The following is a 21,072-nucleotide window of genomic DNA, read 5'->3' as shown; positions in this document are numbered from 1 at the left end:
ACGAGATGTTATCCGGTGACTGGAGTTCAGACGTGTGCTCTTCCGATCTCGACCCCTTGTCGAACTTGCCCCCCGCGTGCAAACGGGTGAACACGATCTCGACCACCGGCACGCCCTCTTCCGGATGCAGGCCAAAGGGGATGCCGCGGCCGTCGTCTTCCACGCTGATCGAACCATCGGTGTGCAGCGTCACGGCGATGCGCTTGCCGAAGCCAGCCAGTGCCTCGTCGGCCGCGTTGTCGATCACTTCCTGGATGACGTGCAGCGGGTTGTCCGTTCGGGTGTACATGCCCGGACGCTGCTTGACAGGCTCCAGGCCCTTGAGGACGCGGATGGAGCCCTCGCCGTAGGCGGCGCTGGGCTGGGTGGACGCTTTGGAAGACGGCTTGGCTGACATGGGGGCCGATTCTACGGACGTCTGCACGCCCCCCCACCCGGGCGCCACGGATCCGCCCTCTGGTTGCATTTGCACACAGCCCGGGCGTTCCGTGACAAAATCCACATGATTGACGAATCGGGTTCTACCATGCCGCTCCTCCGCGCCACCGCCACTTTTCTGTCCGCCCTGACGCTGGCCGGCAGCGCGTGGGCCAACACGAGCTACACCGTCGGCATCCCGACGGCCGATCCCTACACACGGTTCGAAAACCACGTGGCTGCGGGTGAGTTCAGTGACAGCTTCAATTTCACCCTGAGCACCCCCACCTCGGGCTACATCTGGCTGTTCGCTCGGCAGGATGCGTGGTTCGGTTTCGATCAAGTGGAAGACACCGAAGGGGTGTCGCTCGTGCTGGTGAACAACCTGACCGAGCGCGAGTACCGCGCCGTGCTGTTCCCTGAGGCGCAGCGCACCGTGTCGCTGCTCGAACCGGGGGTGATGGGCATGGTGGTGGCCGGCTTCGATCCCAACAAGTCGCTGTTCCTGTCGGGTGACTTCGCAGCCGGCAGTTACTCGGCCTTTGTGTCCGGCACGGCCACCGGATCGGCCGGGTCGAGCTACATCGCGAAGTTCAGCTTTGCCCAGCCGGTGCCCGAGCCGGGCTCGATGGCGCTGATGCTGGTCGGCCTGGGTGCGGTCGCATGGGTCGTGCACCGGCAGTCTGGCCAGTGCAAGCCGTGCTGAACCCGGCCGCTGCGGCTTACTGGAAGTAGCCCAGCATCCGCTCGATCGCCATCGTGAAGGGCTGCTGCATCATCGGCAGCGTGAGCCACAAGCCGGTCAGGCCCACGCCCAGCGTCACGGGGAAGCCCACCGAAAAAATGTTCATCTGGGGCGCCACGCGCGCCACCAAGCCCATCACCATGTTGATGAGGATGAGCATGGCGACCACGGGCAGCGACACCCACAGGCCCAGCTTGAACAGCTCGGCCCCCCAGGTCTGCGGCTGAACGACCTTCAGAAAAGCCAGTGGCTCGGGCGACACCGGGAAGGCCTGGAAGCTCTGCAGCACGGCAGCGGTCAGCAGCAGATGGCCGTTCATCACCACGAACAGCCAGGCCGCCACGGTCCCGTAGAAGCGGGCCACGGCGTTCAACTGCCCGCCGCTGGTCGGGTCGAAGAAGGATGCAAAACTCAGGCCCATCTGCAGCCCCACAATCTCACCCGCGAACTCGATGGCGGCAAACACCACGCGCGCTGCAAATCCCACCGTCAGGCCGATCAGCACCTGCTGCACGATCAGCATCAGCGCGTGCGGCGAGGCAATGGTGTAGGCCTTCAGCTCGGGCGGCAGGCTGGGCTCGGCGGCCACGGCCACCAGCAGCGCCAGCCCGATCCGCACCCGACGCGGCACCACCCGCATCGACAGCACGGGCGCGGAGGTGAACAGACCCAGCACCCGAAAGAAGGCCCAGAGCCAGGGCGAGATCCACGCCAGCACCTCGGCTTCGGTGAAGGACACCACGGTGCGTCAGCCCACCACGTTGGGAATGTTCTGCAGCACCTGCTGGATGTAATCCACCAATGTGCTGATCATCCACGGGCCGGCCACGGCCAGCGTGGCGAACGCGGCCAGCAGCTTGGGCACGAAGGAGAGCGTCTGCTCGTGGATCTGCGTGGCCGCCTGGAAGATGCTGACCACCAGGCCGACGGCCAGCACGACGAGCACGATGGGCCCGCACACGGTCAACAGGGTCAGCAGGCCGTCACGGCTGATGGTGAGTGCTTGTTGGGGATCCATGGTCGGCTTTCAGTTCACTGCACGAAGCTGGCGGCCAGCGAGCCGAGCAGCAGGTTCCAGCCATCGGCCAGCACGAAGAGCATCAGCTTGAAGGGCAAGGCCACGAGCACCGGCGACAGCATCATCATCCCCAGGCTCATCAGCACGCTGGCCACGATCATGTCGATCACCAGGAAAGGAATGAAGATCAGGAAGCCGATCTGGAAGGCCGACTTCAGTTCGCTGGTGACGAAGGCCGGCACCAGCACGCGGAAGGGCACGGTTTCTGGTTTGACTTCCCCCTCGATGCGCGCGAGCTTGACGAACAGGCCCAGGTCGGACTGGCGCGTCTGCTTGAGCATGAACTGACGCATCGGCGCCTGGCCGCGCTCCAGTGCCTCGTTGAAGCTGATCTGGCTGGCGGCGAAAGGCTCGTAGGCCTCCTTGTAGACCTTGTCGAGCGTCGGGCCCATGACGAACATCGTGAGGAACAGCGACAGGCCGACGATGACCTGGTTGGGCGGCGCCGCCTGCGTGCCCAGGGCCTGACGCATCAGGCTCAGCACGATGGCGATGCGGGTGAAGCCCGTCATCATCAGCAGCACGGCCGGCAGGAAGCTGAGTGCCGTGAAGAACAGCAGCGTCTGGATGGGCACCGAGTAGCTGTTGCCCGAGGGGCCCTGCCCCACCATGAGCGGCAGGCTTGCGGGGGCCGTGGGGGTCTGGGCCCACACCAGGCCACCGGCCAGGCTCAGGCCGAGCGCGGCCAGCAGGCGCAGCGCCAGGCGGCGTCGATTCGAAGAGAACATGGTCATGCCTGAGGGCCGTTGGAGGTGCCCTGGTTGCCAGCGGCCTTGCCGGCCGTCAGGCGGCTCAGCACGGCAGCGAAGGCCTGCGCGGGGGGCACGGCCTGCGCGGGTTCATAGCCGGAAAGCGGCGCCATTGCATGCAGCTTGCTGATGCGCTGCGCGGTGACGCTGAGAATGAGCCAGGTCCGGTCCTCACCGGCGCCCACCTCAACGGCCACCAGGCGCTGGCCCGGGCCCAGGTTGAGCAGGCTGATGGTCTTCATCAGCGCCTGCCCGCCCGGCAGGCCGCCGCCCTGGGCCAGGCCCGAGCGCTTGAGCAGCCACAGGCACACGGGGATGCAGGCCACCACGAACACGAACCAGAACACCATCAATCCACTGGAGGCCATCGCCCTGCTCTTTCGCTGTGTGAGGGATCAGCCGCCGCGGCTGAGGCGGCGCATGCGCTCGGACGGGGTCACGATGTCGGTCAGCCGGATGCCGAACTTGTCGTTGACCACCACCACTTCGCCCTGCGCAATCAGGAAGCCGTTGACCAGCACGTCCATCGGCTCGCCGGCCAGCGCATCCAGCTCCACCACAGAGCCCTGCGCCAGCTGCAGGATGTTCTTGATGGGGATGCGGGTGCGCCCCAGTTCCACGGTCAACTGGACGGGGATGTCCAGGATCATGTTGATGTCGTTGCCAGCCGGGTTGGCGGCCGGCTGCTGTGGCGCGAAGTTGGCAAACGCCGCAGGCGTCATGTGCGGGGCGGCGTTGGTCACTTCGCTGGCAGCCGAGGCGAACACGTCGTCGGCCGAGGCACCGCCACCCGAGGTGGCCTGCTGCGCCAGCGCGGCCTCCCATTCGGCCGCCATCGCGTCCTGTTCGGCGCCGTCACTCGGGGGGAACTCTGCAGCATCAGACATTTCGGTCTCCCAGCCAGCCTGTGTTGCCGGCCGTCAATAGCTTTTCAATACGGAGGGAATACTTGCCGTTCGAGGTGCCGTAGTAGCAGTCGAACACGGGCACGCCATCGACCTTGGCCTGGATGATCTTTTCCAGGTCCAGCTCGATGAAGTCGCCAGGCTTGAGCGCCAGCAGGGTCTCGACCGTGGCGGGCGCATGGCCCAGTTCGGCCACCAGGCTCACCTCGGCAGACTGGATCTGCTGGGTCAGCAGCGTCACCCAGCGGCGATCCGGCTCGGCCGAGTCGCCCTGGATGGACGAGAACAGGATGTCGCGGATCGGCTCCAGCGTCGCATACGGGATGCAGATGTGGATGGTGCCGCTGGTGTCGCCGATTTCCAGCGTGAACGAGCAGCACACCACGATCTCGCTGGGCGTGGCCACCGTGGCGAACTGCGGCTGCATCTCCGAGCGCTGGTAGTCGAGTTCGACCGGGTAGATGCCCTGCCACGAGCGCTTGTACTCTTCGCTGATCACGTCGACCAGGCGGCGGATGATGCGCTGCTCGGTGGCCGAGAAATCACGGCCTTCGATGCGCGTGTGGAACTTGCCCGAGCCGCCGAACAGCGCGTCGATCACCGAGAACACCAGCGTCGGATCACAGACGATCAGGCCCGAGCCGCGCAGCGGCTTGATGGCCATGATGTTGAAGTTGGTGGGCACGACGATGTCGCGCAGGAAGGCGCTGTACTTCTGCACCTTGATGCCGCCCACCGACACCTCGGGCGACTTGCGGATCAGGTTGAAGAGACCGATGCGAATGTTGCGGGCAAAGCGCTCGTTGATGATCTCCATCGTGGGCATGCGCCCACGCACGATGCGCTCTTGCTGCGCGAGGTTGTACTCGCGGATGCCTTCCTTGGGCGTCTCGTCCTGCTCGAGCTTCTGGCTTTCGCCCGTGATGCCCTGCAACAGGGCATCGACTTCGTCTTGCGAGAGGATTTGCTGGGTCATGGTCGGCAGACTTCAGAGACCGTGGGCGCGAGGGTCGGCACGCTCGTTCACTGGATGATGAACGAGGAGTAGGCGACCTGGACGATGGGGTTGTAGAGCTCGACGCGGCGCTTCTTCTTTTTCTTCTTCTTGGCCGTGTCTTCCGCTGCGTCTTCCTCTTCGGGATCTTCCACCTCGTAGCCCATGGCGCGGGCGGCCTCGCGGCGGATCTCTTCGGCCAGTTGCTGTTTGCCCTCGGCGGTCAGCAGCTCGGTCGACGACTTGTGCGAGAGGATCAGCAGGATGGCGTTGCGGATGGCCGGCATGTAGGCCTTCATCTCCTCGCCCAGCTTGGGATCGTCCACCTGCAGGCTCACGCCCACCTGGGCGTAACGCTCTTCGTCCTTGTCTGCCAGGTTGACCACGAACGGGTCCAGCGGCACGAAGGTCGGCGGGGCGGCATGGTCATCCTTGCCATGCGCGGGCTTCTTGGCCGACTTGGCGGGCTTGGCGTGCTCTTCCTCGCCGCCTTCTTCGGCGGCCGCTTCGGCCTCGGCCGCATTCTTCTTCATCACGAAAAAGGCGGCGCCACCCCCGCCCAGCAGCAACACGGCCACTGCGGCAAGGATGATGATCAGTTTCTTCTTGCCCTTCTTGGGGGCGTCGCCATCGGCGGGGGCCGCAGCAGGGGCAGCTGACATTCGCTCTTCTCCTGGAGTCCATGCCCTGCACACTCAAACGGTGCACAGGTCATGGGTGGATTGTCCGAAGCCAGCCGCATCGCGAAAAAGCGATAAGCCCGGTGAAAGGCGCTTGATTCTCCGCTGCGGTGTCGCGCCCGCTCAGGCGTAGAGGTCCAGACCGCCCAGTCTTCCTGGGCGCGGCACGTTCACCGGACGCATCGCTGTCTCATGGTCGAGGCCAGCCTCCGTGTCGGCCCGGCCAGCGCGGCCCGTGGTGATCCCGCCACGCTGGGCGTCGGCCTGAGCAGATGGCTGACCAAAGGACTGCTGGGCGGTCTGGTCAGACACGCCGGCACCGGTCAGGCTCAGGCCCACGCTGTCGAGCGCACTGGACAACACGGACATGCTGGCCTCGATGGCCTTTCTCGTTTCTATCGCGGCGGCGGCGAAGTCCACCTGGGCAGACTGGCCATCCAGTGAAATCTTCACGCTGATGGGGCCCATTTCGGCCGGATTCAGGTGCAGTTCGGCCGTCATCGGGCCTTCGGTGCCGGCGCGACCGACCCACACGCGAACCTGATCCGAGAGCGCCTGCGCGAAATCCGGGCTGTTCACCGGGGTCTGCAGCGTGGCACTCTGGGTCGGGGCGTCGGTGCGGGCGGCTTGCGCCGGTGCGCCGCGCAGGCCACCGGCCATCAGGCTGGCAAAGGCGTCGGTTTCCACCTTCTGCTCGCCCGACTTTCCGGTGGGCGACAGCATGGCGTCGGCCTGCAGGGCCAGCGTGCCGGAGGCCTGACGCCAGGCGGCCGGATCCAGCGCCACGGTGCCCTGGCCTGCCGCGTCGGCACCCTGTGCGCCCTGCGTGTCAGCGGCTGCGCCCTGCTCGCCCCCCGACAGGGCAGCGGCCGCTTCGGCAGCCAGGGCATCGGCCTCGGCCTGCCCGGCCAGCCAGGCCATCAGGCCTGCGGCATCACCCGGCTGCAGGTGGGCCGGGGGCTGCAGTTCCTGCACCAGCGGGGCGCCGTCGGCTGCCGCGGCCGAGCGCTGCTCTTCGGCTTCACGCGTGCTGCCTTCTTCAGCTGACTTTTCACTGGATTCGGTCCGCTGACCCTCCTTGGCGGGCGCAGGCTTGTTGCGCGCCTCCGCCCGGTTGACGTTGCGGTCGGCCGGGCGCTGGGCCTGCATGGCCACCTCGGGCTGCGCCGCCTGTGGGCGCACCGGCACGGGCGTCCGGGTGGGCTGGGGGGCCTTCGCGGCCTGGGCCGGGCGAGCGGGCGCGCTCGCCGGCTTCGGCGCGGGCTCGCTGCTCGCCTGCTGCTGGCTCATCAGCTGCGCGAACGAGGGTGCGCCACTGCCTGCCTGTTGCGCCGCCAGCCGGGACGCGAGGTCGCCGAGGCTGCTGCCATTGGCGGCGTTCGGGCTGGCATTGACGTTCTTGTTGCTGGCGATCGGAGAGCTCATCGCAGGGTTCCTTTGGGCTGCAGCGGGTCAGACGGAGAACGAAACACGAATCAGAAATTCACAGGGGCCCGACGGCCATCGACAGGGTGCCACCCAGGCCGCTGCCACCGCGGGTGAGGCGAGCGGCCATTTCGTCGGTGGCCTTCTGCTCCTGGCGGGCCGCACGCACCTGCTGCTCGGCATGGCGGCGGTCGATCAGCTGCGAGACGGCCGCCACGCGGCGCTCGCGCTCGATCAGCTGGGCCTGCAAGCGGTCCACGTTCGCACGGGCCAGGCTCACGCGGCGATCCTGCTCACCCACGGCTTCGGCCAGGCGAGCCATGAAGTCCTGGTAGCAGCGCAGGATTTCCATGCCGCCGCTCTGGCGGAACTGCGCCTGCCAGCGCTGCTCGTAATCGCGGCGCCAGTCGGTCAGGGACTGGGCCTGCCGTTGTGCGGCGTCCAGGGCCTTGCGGCCGGCGTCCAGGGCGCTGAGGGCCTCGTCACGGGCCTTCTCGGCCGATTCGAGCACCATCATCAGGGCGTGTGCACCGCTCATCGGGCCACCTTCTTTTCAACGAGGTTCATGAACTGCTTGGACGACATCAGGGATTCACGATCTGGTGAAGCTGCGCGACGCTGTCTTCCAGCATAGCGGGGGTGTGCATGCCTTGTTGAAGCATGTGCACCATGGAAGGGTGAACGCGCACGGCCATGTCCAATTCCGGATCGCCGCCAGGCACATAGGCGCCCAGCTGGATCAGGTCACGGGCCTTGCTGTAGCGCGACCACAACTGACGGAAGCGGCGGGCATCGTCGATGTGCGACGGATCGGCCACGTTGTGCATCACGCGCGAGGCCGACCGTTCGATGTCGATGGCCGGGAAGTGGCCGGATTCGGCCAACTCGCGCGACAGCACGATGTGGCCGTCCAGGATGGCGCGCGCCGCATCGGCGATCGGGTCTTGCTGGTCGTCGCCTTCGGACAGCACGGTGTAGAACGCGGTGATCGAGCCATGGCCATTCAGGCCGTTCCCACTGCGCTCGACCAGCTGGGGCAGCTTGGCAAAGCACGAAGGCGGATAGCCCTTGGTGGCCGGTGGCTCGCCAATGGCCAGGGCGATCTCGCGCTGGGCCATCGCATAGCGGGTCAGCGAATCCATCAGCAGCAGCACGTGCAGGCCCTGATCGCGGAAGTGCTCTGCCACGGCGGTGGCGTAGTTGGCGCCCTGCATGCGGGTCAGCGGCGGGGCATCGGCCGGTGCGGCCACCACCACCGAGCGGGCCAGGCCTTCTTCGCCCAGGATGTCCTCGATGAACTCCTTGACTTCGCGGCCCCGCTCGCCGATCAGGCCCACGACGATGACGTCGGCCTGGGTGTAGCGGGCCATCATGCCCAGCAGCACCGATTTGCCGACGCCAGAGCCGGCGAACAGGCCAATCCGCTGGCCACGGCCTACGGTCAGCATCGAGTTGATGGCGCGCACGCCGGTGTCCAGCGGCAAGCGCACAGGGTCGCGCTCCATCGCGTTGATGGGGCGGCGGGCCAGCGGCTCGCTGCGCACGTCCTTCAGGGGGCCCATGCGATCCAGTGGCTCGCCCTGGGCGTTCACCACCCGGCCCAGCAGGCCGCTGCCCACGGGCAGATGGCGAGTGCGGTCTTCGCTGCGACGCCACGGGTGGTTGGGGCGACCCAGCACCGGCGGATTGACAGGAATCGTGCGGGGCACCACGCGGGCGCCACTGGCCAGGCCATGCACCTCGGCCGTGGGCATCAGGTAGGCACGGTCACCGGCAAAGCCGACCACCTCGGCCAGCACCGGGGTCGATTCCAGCCGGGCTTCAGAGTGGATCTCGCAGACGGCCCCGACCGGCAGCCGCAGGCCGGCGGCCTCCAGCACCAGACCGGCCACGCGAACCAGCTTGCCCTGGTTCTCCAGCGGGCTGCGGGCCATGGCGCAATCGTCCAGATCGTCCAGAAAACGGCTCCAGCGGTCCATCGCCACGCCGGGCTGCAATTGCAGGGGCATGTTCATGCTTCACCTCCGTGGCCGGGCAGCACGTCGCCCTCGTCGGCAGACACCGCGGTGTTGCTGGTGTCTTCGCGGCCGCCGTTCCAGTCGGTCTTGTGGCCAATCGAAGCAGCCGCCAGGTTCCAGCGCGCCTCCACGGTGGCGTCCACCACGGCGATGTCCGACTCGACGATGCAGCCGCCGCGAGCCAGCATGGGGTCGGGCACCACGCGGGCGCCCCGCGCCTTCAGCAACTCGTCGAGTTGCCCCTGGGCCAGGGCGTGGTCATCGGGGTTCAGGCGCAGCACGATCTGGCGCGCCGACGACAGCAAGGCCCCCAACGCTTCCTCGGCCACGGCCACCACCACCTCGGGGCGCTGCAGCAGCTCGGTGCGCACCGCCTGGCGGGCCAGTTCCAGCGCCACGCCGGCAATGCGGCCGGCCAGCTGCTGCTCCAGCAGTTCCAGCCGATGGTGGAAATCCGCCGCAAGCGCGCCGATCTGGTCATTCATGTAGGCGGCCATCTGGGCGCCCTGGGTCTGTTTGTAGGTCTCCAGCGCGGCCAGCCCGTTTCGGTAGCCGTCCTGGTAGCCGCTCTGGCGGGCCTGCTCGACCAGTTCGTCCACGCTGGGGCCGGCGGGCGCAGCAGCCTGCTCTGCGGCCTTGGCAGCCGCTGCAGCTGCGGCCTCGGCGGCGCGGGCTTCGGCCTCGGCCTGACCCGGCACACCGCCCACGATGGGCCGACGCATGGCGGGCCGCGGGGCCTGCTGTGGCGGCACGGCCGTGCGGGGAGCGGACGTCGGCATGCCCGCAGGCGCTGCGCCACCAAATGCCGGGCGCGCACCCGGCATGCCGGTAGCGCCGGCCGCCGACGCAGGCGACGGCGCAAACGGCCGCTGCGCGGCGCGCATCTCGGCGGCGGCGCGCTCGGCCAGCGTGGGCTTGCGCACACCGGTCTCCACGGGTGCAGGCGGCGGCGTCTCGAAGGTCTCCAGGTTCCAGGCCGAGACCTTGCCCAACTCCTCGCGCGGAATGAAGCGCGTGTACGAGCTGCTGCCGAGCCCGCCGGCAGGGGCAGACGGCGCCTGGGGCTTGGGCTTAGACGTACTCATCGTCTCCTCCGCTGGCCAGCGTGATCTGGCCTTCGTCGGCCAGACGGCGGACGATCTTCAGCATTTCCTTCTGCTCGCCCTCGACCTCGGACAGCTTCACCGGGCCGCGCGACTCCAGGTCTTCGCGCAGCGTCTCGGCGGCACGGCTGGACATGTTCTTGAAGACCTTTTCCTTGATCTCGGGCGACGCCCCCTTGAGCGCGATGATGAGCGACTCGGTCTGCACTTCCTTGAGCAGCGTCTGGAAGCCCTTGTCGTCGAGCTTGATCAGGTCGTCGAAGGTGAACATGTTGTCCATGATCTTCTGCGCCAGATCGCCATCCGACTCGCGGATGTAGTCCAGCACCGACGTTTCCACGCTCGAGCCCATCAGGTTGATGATCTCGGCGGCCGGCTTCACACCGCCCAGCGACGACTTGCGCATCTGGCTGCCCCCCGCCGACAGCACGCGCGACAGCACCTCGTTCAGGTCCTTGAGCGCTGCCGGCTGGATGCCATCGAGCGTGGCGATCCGCACCATCACCTCGTTGCGATGCCGGTCGCCAAAGCACTTCAGCACCGAGGAAGCCTGATCCGGGCTCAGGTGAACCAGGATGGCCGCCACGATCTGCGGGTGCTCGTTGCGCAGCAGTTCCGCCACCGAGCCCGGATCCATCCACTTCAGGCTCTCGATGCCGGTGACGTCGCTGCCCTGGATGATGCGGTCGATCAGCAGGTTGGCCTTGTCATCGCCCAGCGCCTTGCGCAGCACCGACTTGATGTACTCGTCGGTGTCGGGCACCAGCGAGCCCATTTCCACGGCCTCGTCCTTGAAGCGGTCCAGCACCGACTCGATGCGGTCCTTCGTGATCGTCTTCAGCTTGGCGATCGTCTCGCCCAGGCTCTGCACTTCCTTGGGCTCGAGGTGCTTGAACACGCCAGCGGCTTCCTCTTCCCCGAGGGACATCAGGAGGATGGCGGCGTCTTCGAGTCCTTTTTCGTCCATGGTGCGACCTGTTTCTCAGTCTCAGTTGTTCACCCAGCCGCGCAACAGCGTGGCCATGGCAAGCGGGTTCTCTCGGGCCATCTTGCGGGCCTCCTCCAGGCGGGCATCGATGCCCGGGGCCTCCAGCGCCGGCACCGGCAGGCCGTCCTCGCCGATGACCTCGCCCGGCCGGAGCTTCACCCCCTCGGGGCCTTCCAGTGCCGGCAGTTCGTTGAGGTCGTCGACCACGGCGCTGAGCTTGGGCTGCTCTTCGACAGGTTCGGGCGGCGCCGGACGGGCCGCCTTGATCGCCGGGCGGATGGCGCCAAACACCACGATCAGCGCAGCCAGCGCCAGGCCCAGCGGCACCGCCAGCGTGCGGACCATGTCCTGCGTCTGCGGGTCCTTCCACAGCGGCACGTCCTGCGGCTCTTCCTTGGTGATCTGGAACGGCGTCGTGATCAGCTTGACCGAATCGCCGCGCTTCTCGTCGGCACCGATCGCCTCGCGCACCAGTGCGGTCAGCTTGTCCAGCTCTTCCTGCGAGATGGCCTCGGTCGAGGTCTTGCCCTTCGCATCGGTCACGCTGCGGTGGTTCAGCACCACGGCCGCGTTCAGCCGGCGGATGTTGCCGGTGCTGTTGCGGATCACGCGCACCGTGCGGTCCACCTCGTAGTTGGTCACGTTCTCACGGCGGCTCGTGCCCCCGGTCGTGCCCTGCTGCGCAGCCCCCAGCGGCTGCGAAGCCCCGTTGACCGGCGCCGTGGCGGGCACCGGCGGCTGGTTGGTGGCCGCACCCGGGATGCCCGACGGCGTGTTGCTGCCCTGCCCCACCTGCTCGCTCGACTGCTGGCTGCGGATGGTGGCCTGGTTGGGACCCTGGTTCGGCTTGAACTCCTCGGCTGTCTGTTCCACCTGAGAGAAGTCCACCTCGGCCGTCACCTGCGCGCGCAGGTTGTCGCGGCCCACCACCGGCTCCAGGATGTCACGCACGCGCTGGGTGAAGTTCGATTCGATCTGGCGCACGTACTGCAGCTGCTGGGCGTCCAGCCCGGCCTGGGCCGACTCCATGCCTTCCTTCGGGCCCGACAGCAGCGAACCGCTCTGATCCACCACGCTCACGGCCTTGGGCGACATCTCCGGCACGCTCGACGACACCAGGTGGACGATGCCGGCGATCTGCGCCTTGTCCAGCGAACGGCCGGGCAGCAGTGTCAGCACCACCGAAGCCGAGGCCTTCTGCTGCTCACGGAAGAAACCGTTCTGGTTCGGCAGCGCCAGGTGCACCCGCGCGCTTTCCACGCCCGACAGCGCCTGGATCGACCGGGTCAACTCGCCCTCCAGACCGCGCTGGAAGTTCAGGCGCTCCTGGAACTGCGTGACGCCGAACTTCTGGTTCTCCATCAGCTCGAAGCCCACCACCGAGCCCTTCGGCAGCCCGGCCGACGCCATCTTCAGGCGCAGGTCATGCACCTTCTCGGCCGGCACCATGATCGCGCCACCGCCCTCGGTGTACTTGTAGGGCACCTGCATCTGCTGCAACTGGGCAATGATCGCGCCGCCGTCCTTGTCAGACAGATTGGAATACAGGACGCGGTACTCGCCCTCACGGCCGGCCAGCAGCATCGCGATGAAGATGGCCACCAGCGCGGCAATGCCGCCGCCCAGCATGAGCTTGCGCTGCATGGGCAGGGCCATGATCCGCTGGACGAAGCCAGGCGGCTTGCTGTCCACGACCTCGGCGGGCGGGACAACGGCGGCGGCAGATGAAGGGGCGACAGTGACTTCCATGAGCGTCTGGTCGGGGGGCCCGACATCGTCGAGACACGATGCCGTAAACCCACTGGAACGCGCTCATTATTCGAAGAGGAGCCGGGGAAAAGTGCCGGGAACAGCCGCAGAAATGCCGGGCACTTCCCCGCTTCTGTTGCAGCCAGCCTGCGTAGGATGGCCAGCGTGGTGAATGGCATCACGCCCCAATCTGCTTTTCGGCACATGGATCTCAAACTGAAGCCCTTCGATTTCGCTCAGGCCGCCGCCAAGGCTGGCATGGCCGACGTCGCGCGCCGGGTCGAAGCCAAGACCCGCGCCGAAGCCGCTCAGGGCAGCGGCGCCGTCGAGAAACCGAGTTTCCAGACCGCCCTCACCGGCGCCCTGGGCTCGATCAGCAAGGCGCAAGCCACGGCCACCAGCCTGCAGCGCGAAGTCCAGTTCGACAACCCCACCGTCAGCCTGGAAGAAACGATGATCGCCATGCAGAAAGCGCAGCTGGGATTCCAATCTGCTGTCCAGGTGCGCAACAAGCTCGTGCAGGCGTACACGGATATCATGAACATGCAGGTCTGAGCCGCCCTCCGGCTCGGCTGCCGCCGGGCCACGCGCCTCCTGCCATGCAACCCTCCGTCCGCCCCTTACCCCTGGGTCCGCTGCTGCTGTGCAGCGCGATCGTCGTCACGCTCTCGATGGGCATCCGCCACGGTTTTGGCCTGTGGCTCCAGCCCGTCATCATGGCGCACGGCTGGCAGCGCGAAGACTTCGCGCTCGCCATGGCCCTTCAGAACCTCATTTGGGGCGCCTCCGGCCCCTTCGTGGGCTGGTGGGCCGACCGAGCCGGCGCCGCCCGGGTCCTCTGGACGGGCGCCGCGCTGTACGCCCTGGGCCTGCTGGGCATGGCCACCAGCGGCGACCTGCTGTTCTTCAACCTCAGCACTGGCGTCACCATCGGCCTGGCCCAGGCCTGCACCACCTACGCCGTGGTCTACGGCGTGGTCGGCCGCCATGTCTCCGCCGAGCGCCGCTCGTGGGCCATGGGCCTGGTCGCTGCCGCGGGCTCCTTCGGCCAGTTCCTGATGGTGCCCGTCTCGAGCTGGCTCATCCAGAACCTCGGCTGGTCACAGGCACTCATGGGCCTGGCCGTCTCCGCGCTGCTGATCGCCCCCGCGGCACTCGGCCTGCGCGAGCAACGCCTGCCCGCCGCGCCCGCCAGCGCGGGCGGCCCGCCCACCACCGCACCGTCCACCGGACCGGTCGGCGCCATGGCCGCCCTGCGCGAAGCCTTCCAGCATCGCGACTACCTGCTGCTCACCGCCGGCTACTTCGTCTGCGGCTTCCAGGTGGCCTTCATCGCCGTCCACCTGCCCAGTTACCTGAAAGACAACCAGCTCGCTCCTGAAGTGGCCACCACCGCGCTGGCCCTCATCGGTCTGTTCAACATTTTCGGCACCTACTCGGTCGGCCTGCTGGGGCAGCGCCTGCGCAAGAACCACATCCTCGCGGCCATCTACCTGCTGCGCGCCATCGTGATGGTTCTCTTCCTGATGACGCCCCCCACGCCGCTCACCGTGGGCGTGTTCGCCGCCACCATGGGCGCGCTGTGGCTGTCCACCGTCCCGCCCACCAACGCCGTGGTCGCCCAGATGATGGGCGTGCGCCACCTCTCGATGCTGGGCGGCACGGTCTTCTTCTCCCACCAGATCGGCTCCTTCCTGGGCGTCTGGCTGGCAGGGCGCCTCTATGACGCCACCGGCAGCTACAACGTCGTCTGGTGGATCGCGATCGCCCTGGGCCTGGTCGCCTTCGCGCTCAACCTGCCGATCCGCGAGCACCAGCAGCCCGCGCGTCGGCTGGCCAGCGTCTGATTCAACCCTGAACGATGACCACGCCCCGCCCCGTTCAGCCGCCACCGTCGGCAAGCGGCCCGCCCGCGTGGCTCAAGGTGGTCGGCTGGGCCGTGGCCGTGGCCACCCTGGCCGGGGTGTTCCTGCTCTACACCCGCGCCGATCTGGTGGTCGACCTGGCCAACCAGCTCTGGACCTGTTTCTGAGCGCCCCCATCGCGCCCCGCCCTCGTTTCACCGCGGTCTTCTCCCGAAAGACGGCGGTCGATGGCTGATTAGAATGGCAGGATTGAAGGAAGCACCATGACAACCATTTCCGGCAGCATCGTGGCGTTGGTCACGCCCTTTCATGAAGATGGCAGCGTCGACTACGACAGCCTGCGCAAGCTCATCGACTGGCACATCGCCGAAGGCACCAATGTGATCGGCGTCGTCGGCACGACCGGCGAGTCCCCCACCGTCTCCGTCGACGAACACTGCGAAATCATCCGTGTGGCCGTCGAACAGGCCAAGGGCCGCGTGCCCATCATGGCGGGTGCCGGTGCCAATTCCACGCGCGAGGCCATCGAGCTGTCCGAGTTCGCCAAGAAGGTCGGCGCCGACTGCACACTGCAGGTCGTCCCTTACTACAACAAGCCCACGCAGGACGGCATCTACGCCCACTTCAAGGCCATCGCCGAAGCGGTCGACATTCCGGTGGTGCTGTACAACGTGCCCGGTCGCACCGTGGCCGACATGGCACCGGAAACCGCGCTGCGCCTGGCCCAGGTTCCCGGCGTCATCGGCATCAAGGAAGCCACCGGCAACATCGACCGCGCCGCGTGGCTGATCCGCCAGGCGCCCAAGGGCTTCTCCGTGTACTCCGGCGACGATCCGACCGCCTTTGCGCTGATGCTGCTCGGCGGCCACGGCAACATCAGCGTGACGGCCAACGTGGCTCCGCGCGCCATGGCCGACCTGTGTGCCGCCGCCATGGCCAAGGACGCCGCCCGGGCGATCGACCTGCACATGAAGCTGCTGCCGCTTCACAAGCAGCTGTTCTGCGAGCCCAACCCGATCCCGGTGAAGTGGGCCCTCACGCGCATGGGCAAGGTTGGTGGTACGCTGCGCCTGCCCCTGACCGAGCTCACCGCCGGCGGCCAGCAACTGGTCGAAGCCGCGCTGCGCGAATCCGGGGTGCTGTAACTCACCCGACGTCCGGGCACGGTCGTCCTCGCACGGCCTGCCCGGCCTCATTCCCTCCATCCATGTCGATCCACTCCCGTCACCCGACCACGCTTGCACTGGGCGCGACCCTCTCCGTCGCACTGCTCACCTCCGGTTGCTCTGCCCTTGACAACGCCTTGTCCGGTGACAAGGTCGACTACAAGACCAGCGGCGCCAAGACGGTGAAGCTCGACGTGCCGCCCGACCTGAGTCAGCTGCCCGGACAGTCGCGCTATGGCCAGGTCGCCACCGGCGCGGTCTCGGCCACGAGCCTGGCACGCAACACCGCGCAAGCCGAAGCGGCTGTCGCGCCGGGCGCCGCGGTGGCGCCCAACACGCAGGGCGTGGTCAAGCTCGAGCGCCAGGGCCAGAACCGCTGGCTGGCCGTCGCCCTGCCGCCGGAAAAGGTCTGGGACGAAGCCGAGGCCTTCTGGGAAGAGATGGGCTTCGAGCTGGCCACCAACCGCCGCGACATCGGCCTGATGGAAACGTCCTGGGCCGAGAACCGCAAGAAGGTGCCTGAAGGCGGCATCCGCAACCTGTTGGGTCGCGTGTTCGAAGCCCTGTACGATACCGGCGAGCGCGACCAGTACCGCACCCGCATCGAACGCGCTGCCAACGGCACGACCGAGGTCTACATCACGCACCGCGGGATGGTTGAAGAGTACGTCGACGCCCGCAAGGAGCAGACGACCTGGAAGACCCGCCCGAGCGACCCCGGCCTGGAGGCCGAGATGCTGTCGCGCCTGATGGCGCGCCTGGGCGCGCCGAAGGAAACCGTGGCTGCCGCCCGCACCGACGCGACCGCCGCGCCAGCCCAGGCCTCGGCCAACGACAACAAGACCGCGCGGGTTGCGGTTCTCGGAGCCAACGGCACCAGCCTCACCGTGGCCACCGACTTCGACACCGCCTGGCGACGCGTCGGGCTGGCGCTCGACCGCAGTGGCTTCACGGTCGAGAACCGCGATCGCAAGCTGGGCGTCTACGAGGTGCGACTGTCGGACACCGATCCGCAAGCCAAGAAGCCCGGATTCCTGGCGCGCCTGTTCGGCAGCGACAAGAGCCAGACCGAGAGCCTGAGCCGCTATCGCGTCGAGGTTTCTGGCGAGAGCCGCACTCAGGCTCAGGTGCGCGTCACGGACGAAAAGGGTCAGGCTGCCAGCGGCGACACCGCCCGCCGGATTGCCAAGCAGCTGGCTGACGAGCTGAACTGACCTGTCCAGCGGACGGCGTCCGCAACATCAACAAGAAACCCCGACCGGGCCATGCCCGAGCCGGGGTTTTTCATTGACACCGTCGCCTTAAGTCAGCGTGAAACGCGAAATCCGCGTTAACCCTGGAGAACGGAGCGCATGCAACGCGCGACACTGCCGCGCACCGCCGCGGGCAGCGACATATGAACGAAAAAAAGCCGCTCCGAGGAGCGGCTTTTCAGCACAATCGAACTGAAATTAGTTCGAAGCAGCAGCCGAAGCAGCCGAAGCAGCTTCCGGAGCCGAAGCGACTTCCGAAGCAGCTTCCGGAGCCGAGGCAACTTCCGGAGCCGAAGCGACTTCCGAAGCGGCCGGGGCGGCTTCAACAGCGGGTTCTTCTTTCTTACCGCAAGCGGCCAGGGCCATGGCAGCGATCAGCGAAGCCAGCAGGAGCGACTTTTTCATGCTTGTGTCCTCAAAGGAGTGTCAATTAAAACCGAGGTATTGGAACTGTGCAAAGCCCACAGTCCCATCTTGAAACGAGACAAGGGCAAAGGATGCATCGCAGCGGTTTTCCTCTGCGCCACATTCAATCAAGGATTATAGGGTCTCTACGATCATTCCCTAGAGGCCCAGGGTGGTAGGAGGCAGCGCCTCCGACGAGCGTTGCAAAATTACGTCAAGTTCAGCCTGCCAAGCGGCCAGACGCGCCTTGTCCCGCGTCCAGAAGCCCGTGCCATGGCGGTGGTCGAGAACCTTGAGGCCGATCACATCGCCGATCAGCAAGGTGGCGTGGACCTCGTCCTGCAATGACTCCGGCGCCTGCAGGCAGGCAACTCGGTGGGACCACGTGCCGCGCCACTGCGCCCAGCGAGGGTGATGGCGGGCCAGTGCATCGAAGTCGACCCCAAGCAGCGTCATCCGTTTTCGCCCGCCTTCAACGGCCCAACCGTGCATCGCCGCCATCACGCTGCGCTCGCCCAGTGGCCAGTGGGCAAAATCCCTGTCGGCCACCCAGACATCTGCGGGCGACGCGGCCAGCACAGCCATCGCCGCCCGGAAGCGGTCGCCTGCATCGCGCCATCCGTCGATCCGACCGGTGTCGTGCCCTCCAGCCACGTGCATGGCCCGCCTCCTTCCGTCTCAGGCCATCGGATGCAGCCAGCCGTCCTCGGACCACTGGTGCAGCAGTTCCCGCAGGGCGTCGCTCGCCTGGGCCACCGTGCGCGCATCCAGCCAGCGCTGATCGGCCAGCAGACGCAGATGGCGCGCATCCTTGCCCGCCGCGCGCCACGATTCGCCGTTGGCGAACACACGCTTGTCGTCGTAGACCATGCGAGTCCGTGCATCCAGGCGTACACCACAGCCTTCCGGGAGCGGCTCGCCCGGGTGGAACCACACGCGTGGCTTGGGCTCGGTCATGATCTCGCCCAGCGCCGTGCGCAAGGCTTCGGGGTCCTTGAGGGCACGGGCAACGGCGTCGGCCGCAAAGTCCTGCAGCGATTCGGGCACCCGCCCCGGCGTGACGGTGGCCGGCTGACCCGGGTCCTTGTACAGCTGCGGCTTCTCAGGGCTTTCCATGCCCTCCATCCAGCGGATCAGCACCTCGCGCGCCAGTTCAGTCGCCTCTGGCACACGGAAACCGATCGAGCAGGTCATGCACTCGCCGCCTTGCGCAATGCCATCGTGCGCCCAGCGCGGCGGCAGGTACAGCATGTCGCCCGGCTCGAGCACCCATTCTTCTTCCGGCTCGAAGTTCGTGAGGATCTTGAGTGGCACATCGGGCTGCAGCGATGCGTCCTTCAGCGGCCCGATGCGCCAGCGGCGGGTGCCGTGCACCTGGAGCAGGAACACGTCGTACGAATCGAAGTGCGGCCCCACCCCACCCTGCTCGGTGGCGTACGAGATCATCAGGTCGTCCAGGCGGGCGTCCGGCACGAAGCGGAAACGTTGCAGCAACTCGGTGGCCGCGGGCACATGCAGATCCAGGCCCTGCACCAGCAGCGTCCAGCCGGGCTGGGTCAGCGGCGGCAGTTGCCTGCGCGTGAACGGACCGTGGGACAGGCGCCAGCCTGCCTCTGCATCGGCCGCAGCCTTGCGTGCGCGGGGCTCGGCGCCTGGCAGGCGCTGAACAATAAGGCGAGACTCGACCTCTTCCTCGGCGGCGAGGGCAAACAGTGCCGCACGGTCCAGGGGCGGCTCGACCCCGGGCACCGCCTGGCGAATCAGCAGCGGCTTCTTCTGCCAGTAGCGGCGCATGAAGGTCTGCGGGCTGATGCCGCCGAGCAGCGGAGTCGGGGCGTCGATGTCGATGGCGGCAGGCACGGCGGCGTGCGCAAGGGCGGGTTGTCTAGGCATGCCCGGGATTGTGCGCCGAGTGCCGCGCTTCGGCATCTGCGCAGGCTCAAGTCACCCGCGTGCGGCGCTCGGCAGCATCGGGCATGAGATGATCGCGGGATGATCATTTCTTCTCCGTGCGTGGTGAGCCTGACGTGGCGTCTCGAAGATGCCCAGGGCCGGTTGATTGACGAGCTGCAGGAACCGATGGAGTTCCTGGTCGGCGGCGAGGACCTGCTCGCCAAGGTCGAAACCACCCTCCTCGGCCAGAGCGAGGGCTTTGAGGCCCACCTGTTTCTGGAGCCCGAACACGCCTTTGGCGATTACCACGCCGAACTGGTGTTCTTCGAGTCGCGCGACATCTTCCCCGATGGCGTTTCCGAAGGCATGCAGTTCGACGGCCCGCCGGAAGGCAGCACTACCCCGGATCTGCCGAAGGACGCGATCTACACCGTCACCGAGGTGTACGACAGCCACGTGGTGCTCGACGGCAATCACCCGCTGGCCGGCATCGCGCTGCGCCTGTCACTGAAGGTGTGTGATGTGCGCACCGCCACCGAAGAAGAGGTGGAACAGGGGTCCGTCTCGTCGTCCCTGTTCAGTCTGGCGCCGCCCACGGCCCCGCCGGGCGAGACGCTGCACTGAGTTCTCTCAGCCCCGCCCCGTCGAGCCGAAACCGCCTTCGCCCCGCGTGGAGGCCTCCCCGAACTGCTCGACCTGGCGGAAGGCGGCCTGCACCACCGGCACGATCACCAGCTGCGCGATGCGCTCCATGGGCTGGATCGTGAAGGCGGCCTGACCCCGGTTCCAGCAGCTCACCATCAGCGGGCCCTGGTAGTCCGAGTCGATCAGACCGACGAGGTTGCCCAGCACGATGCCGTGCTTGTGGCCCAGCCCCGAACGCGGCAGGATCATGGCGGCCAGCCCCGGGTCGCCCAGATGGATCGCGAGACCGGTCGGGATCAGCTCGGCCTGGCCGGGCTGGAGCACCAGCGGCTCGGCCAGGCAGGCTCGCAGGTCCAGGCCCGCGCTGCCGGCCGTGGCGTACGCTGGCAAGGCGTCTGCCATGCGGGGATCAAGGATGCGGACGTCGACGGTGGTCATGCGGTGCGGTTCGAAAGGCGTTGAGAGAGTTCCTGCATCAGGATGCGGGCGAGCGTGAGCTTGTCGGCCTGGCTGCCGTCGGCCGGCAGGGCGTGGTGCGATTCGGCATCGACCACAAGCAGGCTGTTGTCGTCGCGCCCGAAAGTGGCCGGCCCCAGGTTGCCGATGATCAGCGGGATGCGCTTGCGCTGCAGCTTGGCCCGTGCGTGGGTGAGCAGCTGCTCGCTTTCGGCAGCAAAACCCACGCAGTAGGGTGGGCGGGGCAGCGCGGCCACCGCGGCCAGGATGTCGGGGTTTTCCGTCAGCGCGAAGGTCGGGGCCACCTTCTTGCCTTCCTTCTTGATCTTCTGGTCGCTCTGCGTGGCGGGACGCCAGTCAGCCACAGCGGCAGTGGCAATGAAGACCTCGTGCTGTGCCGCGGCGGGAAGCACCACGTCGTGCATCTGCTGCGCGGTCATCACGTCGATGCGGCGCACGCCCTGCGGCGTCGGCAGGTGCACTGGCCCGGCAGATCGGAAGAGCGTCGTGTAGGGAAAGAGTGTCGTTCGGCGTGTAG

General features: G+C 67.2%; 24 protein-coding genes. 7 read left to right on the top strand and 17 right to left on the bottom strand.

Annotated features, from left to right (window positions below; genetic code table 11):
• Positions 1-526: 526 nt before the first annotated feature.
• Positions 527-1,123 carry an FxDxF family PEP-CTERM protein gene (locus Q0Z44_RS15220; protein WP_298014236.1) on the top strand — a complete coding sequence of 199 codons (597 nt, stop codon included), beginning with the start codon at positions 527-529 and terminating at the stop codon, positions 1,121-1,123.
• A gap of 16 nt (positions 1,124-1,139) precedes the next feature.
• Here Q0Z44_RS15220 and fliR read toward each other — a convergent pair whose 3' ends face one another.
• The 13 genes from fliR to fliF all read right to left on the bottom strand — a co-directional run bounded on the left by fliR (position 1,140) and on the right by fliF (position 12,851).
• Complete coding sequence (fliR, locus tag Q0Z44_RS15215) at positions 1,140-1,904, bottom strand: flagellar biosynthetic protein FliR (RefSeq protein WP_298014234.1); 765 nt, start codon at positions 1,902-1,904, stop codon at positions 1,140-1,142.
• A gap of 6 nt (positions 1,905-1,910) precedes the next feature.
• Positions 1,911-2,180, bottom strand: coding sequence for a flagellar biosynthesis protein FliQ (gene fliQ, locus Q0Z44_RS15210; protein WP_109035700.1), 270 nt, complete (start codon positions 2,178-2,180; stop codon positions 1,911-1,913).
• Positions 2,181-2,194: 14 nt separating this feature from the next.
• Positions 2,195-2,974, bottom strand: coding sequence for a flagellar type III secretion system pore protein FliP (fliP, locus tag Q0Z44_RS15205; RefSeq protein WP_298014231.1), 780 nt, complete (start codon positions 2,972-2,974; stop codon positions 2,195-2,197).
• Complete coding sequence (locus Q0Z44_RS15200) at positions 2,971-3,357, bottom strand: flagellar biosynthetic protein FliO (RefSeq protein ID WP_298014229.1); 387 nt, start codon at positions 3,355-3,357, stop codon at positions 2,971-2,973. Before Q0Z44_RS15200 ends, fliP begins: the two co-directional genes overlap by 4 nt.
• A 27-nt stretch (positions 3,358-3,384) precedes the next feature.
• Positions 3,385-3,876, bottom strand: a complete 492-nt coding sequence (fliN, locus tag Q0Z44_RS15195; protein ID WP_298014227.1) for a flagellar motor switch protein FliN — start codon at positions 3,874-3,876, stop codon at positions 3,385-3,387.
• Complete coding sequence (gene fliM, locus Q0Z44_RS15190; protein ID WP_298014225.1) at positions 3,869-4,870, bottom strand: flagellar motor switch protein FliM; 1,002 nt, start codon at positions 4,868-4,870, stop codon at positions 3,869-3,871. Before fliM ends, fliN begins: the two co-directional genes overlap by 8 nt.
• Positions 4,871-4,917: 47 nt before the next feature.
• Positions 4,918-5,550 (bottom strand): flagellar basal body-associated FliL family protein, encoded by a 633-nt coding sequence (locus Q0Z44_RS15185; protein WP_298014224.1) that lies wholly within the window; start codon positions 5,548-5,550, stop codon positions 4,918-4,920.
• A gap of 141 nt (positions 5,551-5,691) precedes the next feature.
• The gene (locus Q0Z44_RS15180; protein WP_298014223.1) at positions 5,692-6,993 is read right to left on the bottom strand and encodes a flagellar hook-length control protein FliK; all 1,302 of its coding nucleotides are present in this window, start codon (positions 6,991-6,993) and stop codon (positions 5,692-5,694) included.
• 58 nt (positions 6,994-7,051) lie between these two features.
• Complete coding sequence (gene fliJ, locus Q0Z44_RS15175) at positions 7,052-7,531, bottom strand: flagellar export protein FliJ (protein WP_298014222.1); 480 nt, start codon at positions 7,529-7,531, stop codon at positions 7,052-7,054.
• A gap of 46 nt (positions 7,532-7,577) precedes the next feature.
• A complete protein-coding gene (fliI, locus tag Q0Z44_RS15170; protein ID WP_298014221.1) occupies positions 7,578-9,008 on the bottom strand; it encodes a flagellar protein export ATPase FliI in 1,431 nt (476 codons plus the stop codon).
• Positions 9,005-10,096, bottom strand: coding sequence for a flagellar assembly protein FliH (locus Q0Z44_RS15165; RefSeq protein WP_298014220.1), 1,092 nt, complete (start codon positions 10,094-10,096; stop codon positions 9,005-9,007). The genes fliI and Q0Z44_RS15165 overlap by 4 nt, the downstream gene beginning before the upstream one ends.
• Positions 10,083-11,081 (bottom strand): flagellar motor switch protein FliG, encoded by a 999-nt coding sequence (gene fliG / locus Q0Z44_RS15160; RefSeq protein ID WP_109035680.1) that lies wholly within the window; start codon positions 11,079-11,081, stop codon positions 10,083-10,085. The genes Q0Z44_RS15165 and fliG overlap by 14 nt, the downstream gene beginning before the upstream one ends.
• 21 nt (positions 11,082-11,102) lie before the next feature.
• Entirely contained in the window at positions 11,103-12,851 is a 1,749-nt protein-coding gene (gene fliF, locus Q0Z44_RS15155; protein ID WP_298014218.1) for a flagellar basal-body MS-ring/collar protein FliF, read from the bottom strand.
• A gap of 204 nt (positions 12,852-13,055) precedes the next feature.
• Here fliF and fliE point away from each other — a divergent pair, with 204 nt between their 5' ends.
• The 5 genes from fliE to bamC all read left to right on the top strand — a co-directional run bounded on the left by fliE (position 13,056) and on the right by bamC (position 17,096).
• Complete coding sequence (fliE, locus tag Q0Z44_RS15150; RefSeq protein ID WP_298014242.1) at positions 13,056-13,406, top strand: flagellar hook-basal body complex protein FliE; 351 nt, start codon at positions 13,056-13,058, stop codon at positions 13,404-13,406.
• A 44-nt stretch (positions 13,407-13,450) separates the two neighbouring features.
• Positions 13,451-14,698: an MFS transporter gene (locus Q0Z44_RS15145; RefSeq protein WP_298014216.1), complete on the top strand. Its 1,248-nt coding sequence runs from the start codon at positions 13,451-13,453 to the stop codon at positions 14,696-14,698.
• Positions 14,699-14,712: 14 nt separating this feature from the next.
• Entirely contained in the window at positions 14,713-14,883 is a 171-nt protein-coding gene (locus Q0Z44_RS15140; RefSeq protein WP_298014244.1) for a hypothetical protein, read from the top strand.
• Positions 14,884-14,979: 96 nt separating this feature from the next.
• Complete coding sequence (dapA, locus tag Q0Z44_RS15135) at positions 14,980-15,861, top strand: 4-hydroxy-tetrahydrodipicolinate synthase (protein ID WP_298014214.1); 882 nt, start codon at positions 14,980-14,982, stop codon at positions 15,859-15,861.
• Between the two features lie 62 nt (positions 15,862-15,923).
• Complete coding sequence (gene bamC / locus Q0Z44_RS15130; protein WP_298014212.1) at positions 15,924-17,096, top strand: outer membrane protein assembly factor BamC; 1,173 nt, start codon at positions 15,924-15,926, stop codon at positions 17,094-17,096.
• Between the two features lie 237 nt (positions 17,097-17,333).
• On the opposite strand, the gene Q0Z44_RS15125 is transcribed toward bamC, so the two are convergent.
• The 3 genes from Q0Z44_RS15125 to Q0Z44_RS15115 form a co-directional block, all read right to left on the bottom strand.
• Positions 17,334-17,540, bottom strand: a complete 207-nt coding sequence (locus tag Q0Z44_RS15125; RefSeq protein WP_109035670.1) for a hypothetical protein — start codon at positions 17,538-17,540, stop codon at positions 17,334-17,336.
• 159 nt (positions 17,541-17,699) lie between these two features.
• The gene (locus Q0Z44_RS15120) at positions 17,700-18,200 is read right to left on the bottom strand and encodes a hypothetical protein (protein ID WP_298014209.1); all 501 of its coding nucleotides are present in this window, start codon (positions 18,198-18,200) and stop codon (positions 17,700-17,702) included.
• A gap of 18 nt (positions 18,201-18,218) precedes the next feature.
• Complete coding sequence (locus Q0Z44_RS15115; protein ID WP_298014240.1) at positions 18,219-19,388, bottom strand: cupin domain-containing protein; 1,170 nt, start codon at positions 19,386-19,388, stop codon at positions 18,219-18,221.
• Between the two features lie 144 nt (positions 19,389-19,532).
• Here Q0Z44_RS15115 and Q0Z44_RS15110 point away from each other — a divergent pair, with 144 nt between their 5' ends.
• Positions 19,533-20,057, top strand: coding sequence for a peptidylprolyl isomerase (locus tag Q0Z44_RS15110; protein ID WP_298014207.1), 525 nt, complete (start codon positions 19,533-19,535; stop codon positions 20,055-20,057).
• A gap of 6 nt (positions 20,058-20,063) precedes the next feature.
• On the opposite strand, the gene dut is transcribed toward Q0Z44_RS15110, so the two are convergent.
• Positions 20,064-20,516 carry a dUTP diphosphatase gene (dut, locus tag Q0Z44_RS15105; RefSeq protein WP_298014204.1) on the bottom strand — a complete coding sequence of 151 codons (453 nt, stop codon included), beginning with the start codon at positions 20,514-20,516 and terminating at the stop codon, positions 20,064-20,066.
• Between the last annotated feature and the right edge of the window lie 556 nt (positions 20,517-21,072).

The sequence above is a fragment of the uncultured Aquabacterium sp. genome (assembly GCF_947366995.1).
In the GTDB taxonomy this organism is placed as follows: Bacteria; Pseudomonadota; Gammaproteobacteria; order Burkholderiales; family Burkholderiaceae_C; genus Aquabacterium.
Note: the sequence above shows the minus strand (reverse complement) of the source record. Positions and strands in the feature narration are given on the sequence as shown.

Coding starts and splice junctions, on each gene's coding strand:
- Q0Z44_RS15220 (WP_298014236.1), top strand. CDS start 527: ATGCCGCTCCTCCGCGCCACCGCCACTTTTCTGTCCGCCCTGACGCTG.
- fliQ (WP_109035700.1), bottom strand. CDS start 2,180: ATGGATCCCCAACAAGCACTCACCATCAGCCGTGACGGCCTGCTGACC.
- fliP (WP_298014231.1), bottom strand. CDS start 2,974: ATGACCATGTTCTCTTCGAATCGACGCCGCCTGGCGCTGCGCCTGCTG.
- Q0Z44_RS15200 (WP_298014229.1), bottom strand. CDS start 3,357: ATGGCCTCCAGTGGATTGATGGTGTTCTGGTTCGTGTTCGTGGTGGCC.
- fliN (WP_298014227.1), bottom strand. CDS start 3,876: ATGTCTGATGCTGCAGAGTTCCCCCCGAGTGACGGCGCCGAACAGGAC.
- fliM (WP_298014225.1), bottom strand. CDS start 4,870: ATGACCCAGCAAATCCTCTCGCAAGACGAAGTCGATGCCCTGTTGCAG.
- Q0Z44_RS15185 (WP_298014224.1), bottom strand. CDS start 5,550: ATGTCAGCTGCCCCTGCTGCGGCCCCCGCCGATGGCGACGCCCCCAAG.
- Q0Z44_RS15180 (WP_298014223.1), bottom strand. CDS start 6,993: ATGAGCTCTCCGATCGCCAGCAACAAGAACGTCAATGCCAGCCCGAAC.
- fliJ (WP_298014222.1), bottom strand. CDS start 7,531: ATGAGCGGTGCACACGCCCTGATGATGGTGCTCGAATCGGCCGAGAAG.
- fliI (WP_298014221.1), bottom strand. CDS start 9,008: ATGAACATGCCCCTGCAATTGCAGCCCGGCGTGGCGATGGACCGCTGG.
- Q0Z44_RS15165 (WP_298014220.1), bottom strand. CDS start 10,096: ATGAGTACGTCTAAGCCCAAGCCCCAGGCGCCGTCTGCCCCTGCCGGC.
- fliG (WP_109035680.1), bottom strand. CDS start 11,081: ATGGACGAAAAAGGACTCGAAGACGCCGCCATCCTCCTGATGTCCCTC.
- fliF (WP_298014218.1), bottom strand. CDS start 12,851: ATGGAAGTCACTGTCGCCCCTTCATCTGCCGCCGCCGTTGTCCCGCCC.
- fliE (WP_298014242.1), top strand. CDS start 13,056: ATGGATCTCAAACTGAAGCCCTTCGATTTCGCTCAGGCCGCCGCCAAG.
- Q0Z44_RS15145 (WP_298014216.1), top strand. CDS start 13,451: ATGCAACCCTCCGTCCGCCCCTTACCCCTGGGTCCGCTGCTGCTGTGC.
- Q0Z44_RS15140 (WP_298014244.1), top strand. CDS start 14,713: ATGACCACGCCCCGCCCCGTTCAGCCGCCACCGTCGGCAAGCGGCCCG.
- dapA (WP_298014214.1), top strand. CDS start 14,980: ATGACAACCATTTCCGGCAGCATCGTGGCGTTGGTCACGCCCTTTCAT.
- bamC (WP_298014212.1), top strand. CDS start 15,924: ATGTCGATCCACTCCCGTCACCCGACCACGCTTGCACTGGGCGCGACC.
- Q0Z44_RS15125 (WP_109035670.1), bottom strand. CDS start 17,540: ATGAAAAAGTCGCTCCTGCTGGCTTCGCTGATCGCTGCCATGGCCCTG.
- Q0Z44_RS15120 (WP_298014209.1), bottom strand. CDS start 18,200: ATGCACGTGGCTGGAGGGCACGACACCGGTCGGATCGACGGATGGCGC.
- Q0Z44_RS15110 (WP_298014207.1), top strand. CDS start 19,533: ATGATCATTTCTTCTCCGTGCGTGGTGAGCCTGACGTGGCGTCTCGAA.
- dut (WP_298014204.1), bottom strand. CDS start 20,516: ATGACCACCGTCGACGTCCGCATCCTTGATCCCCGCATGGCAGACGCC.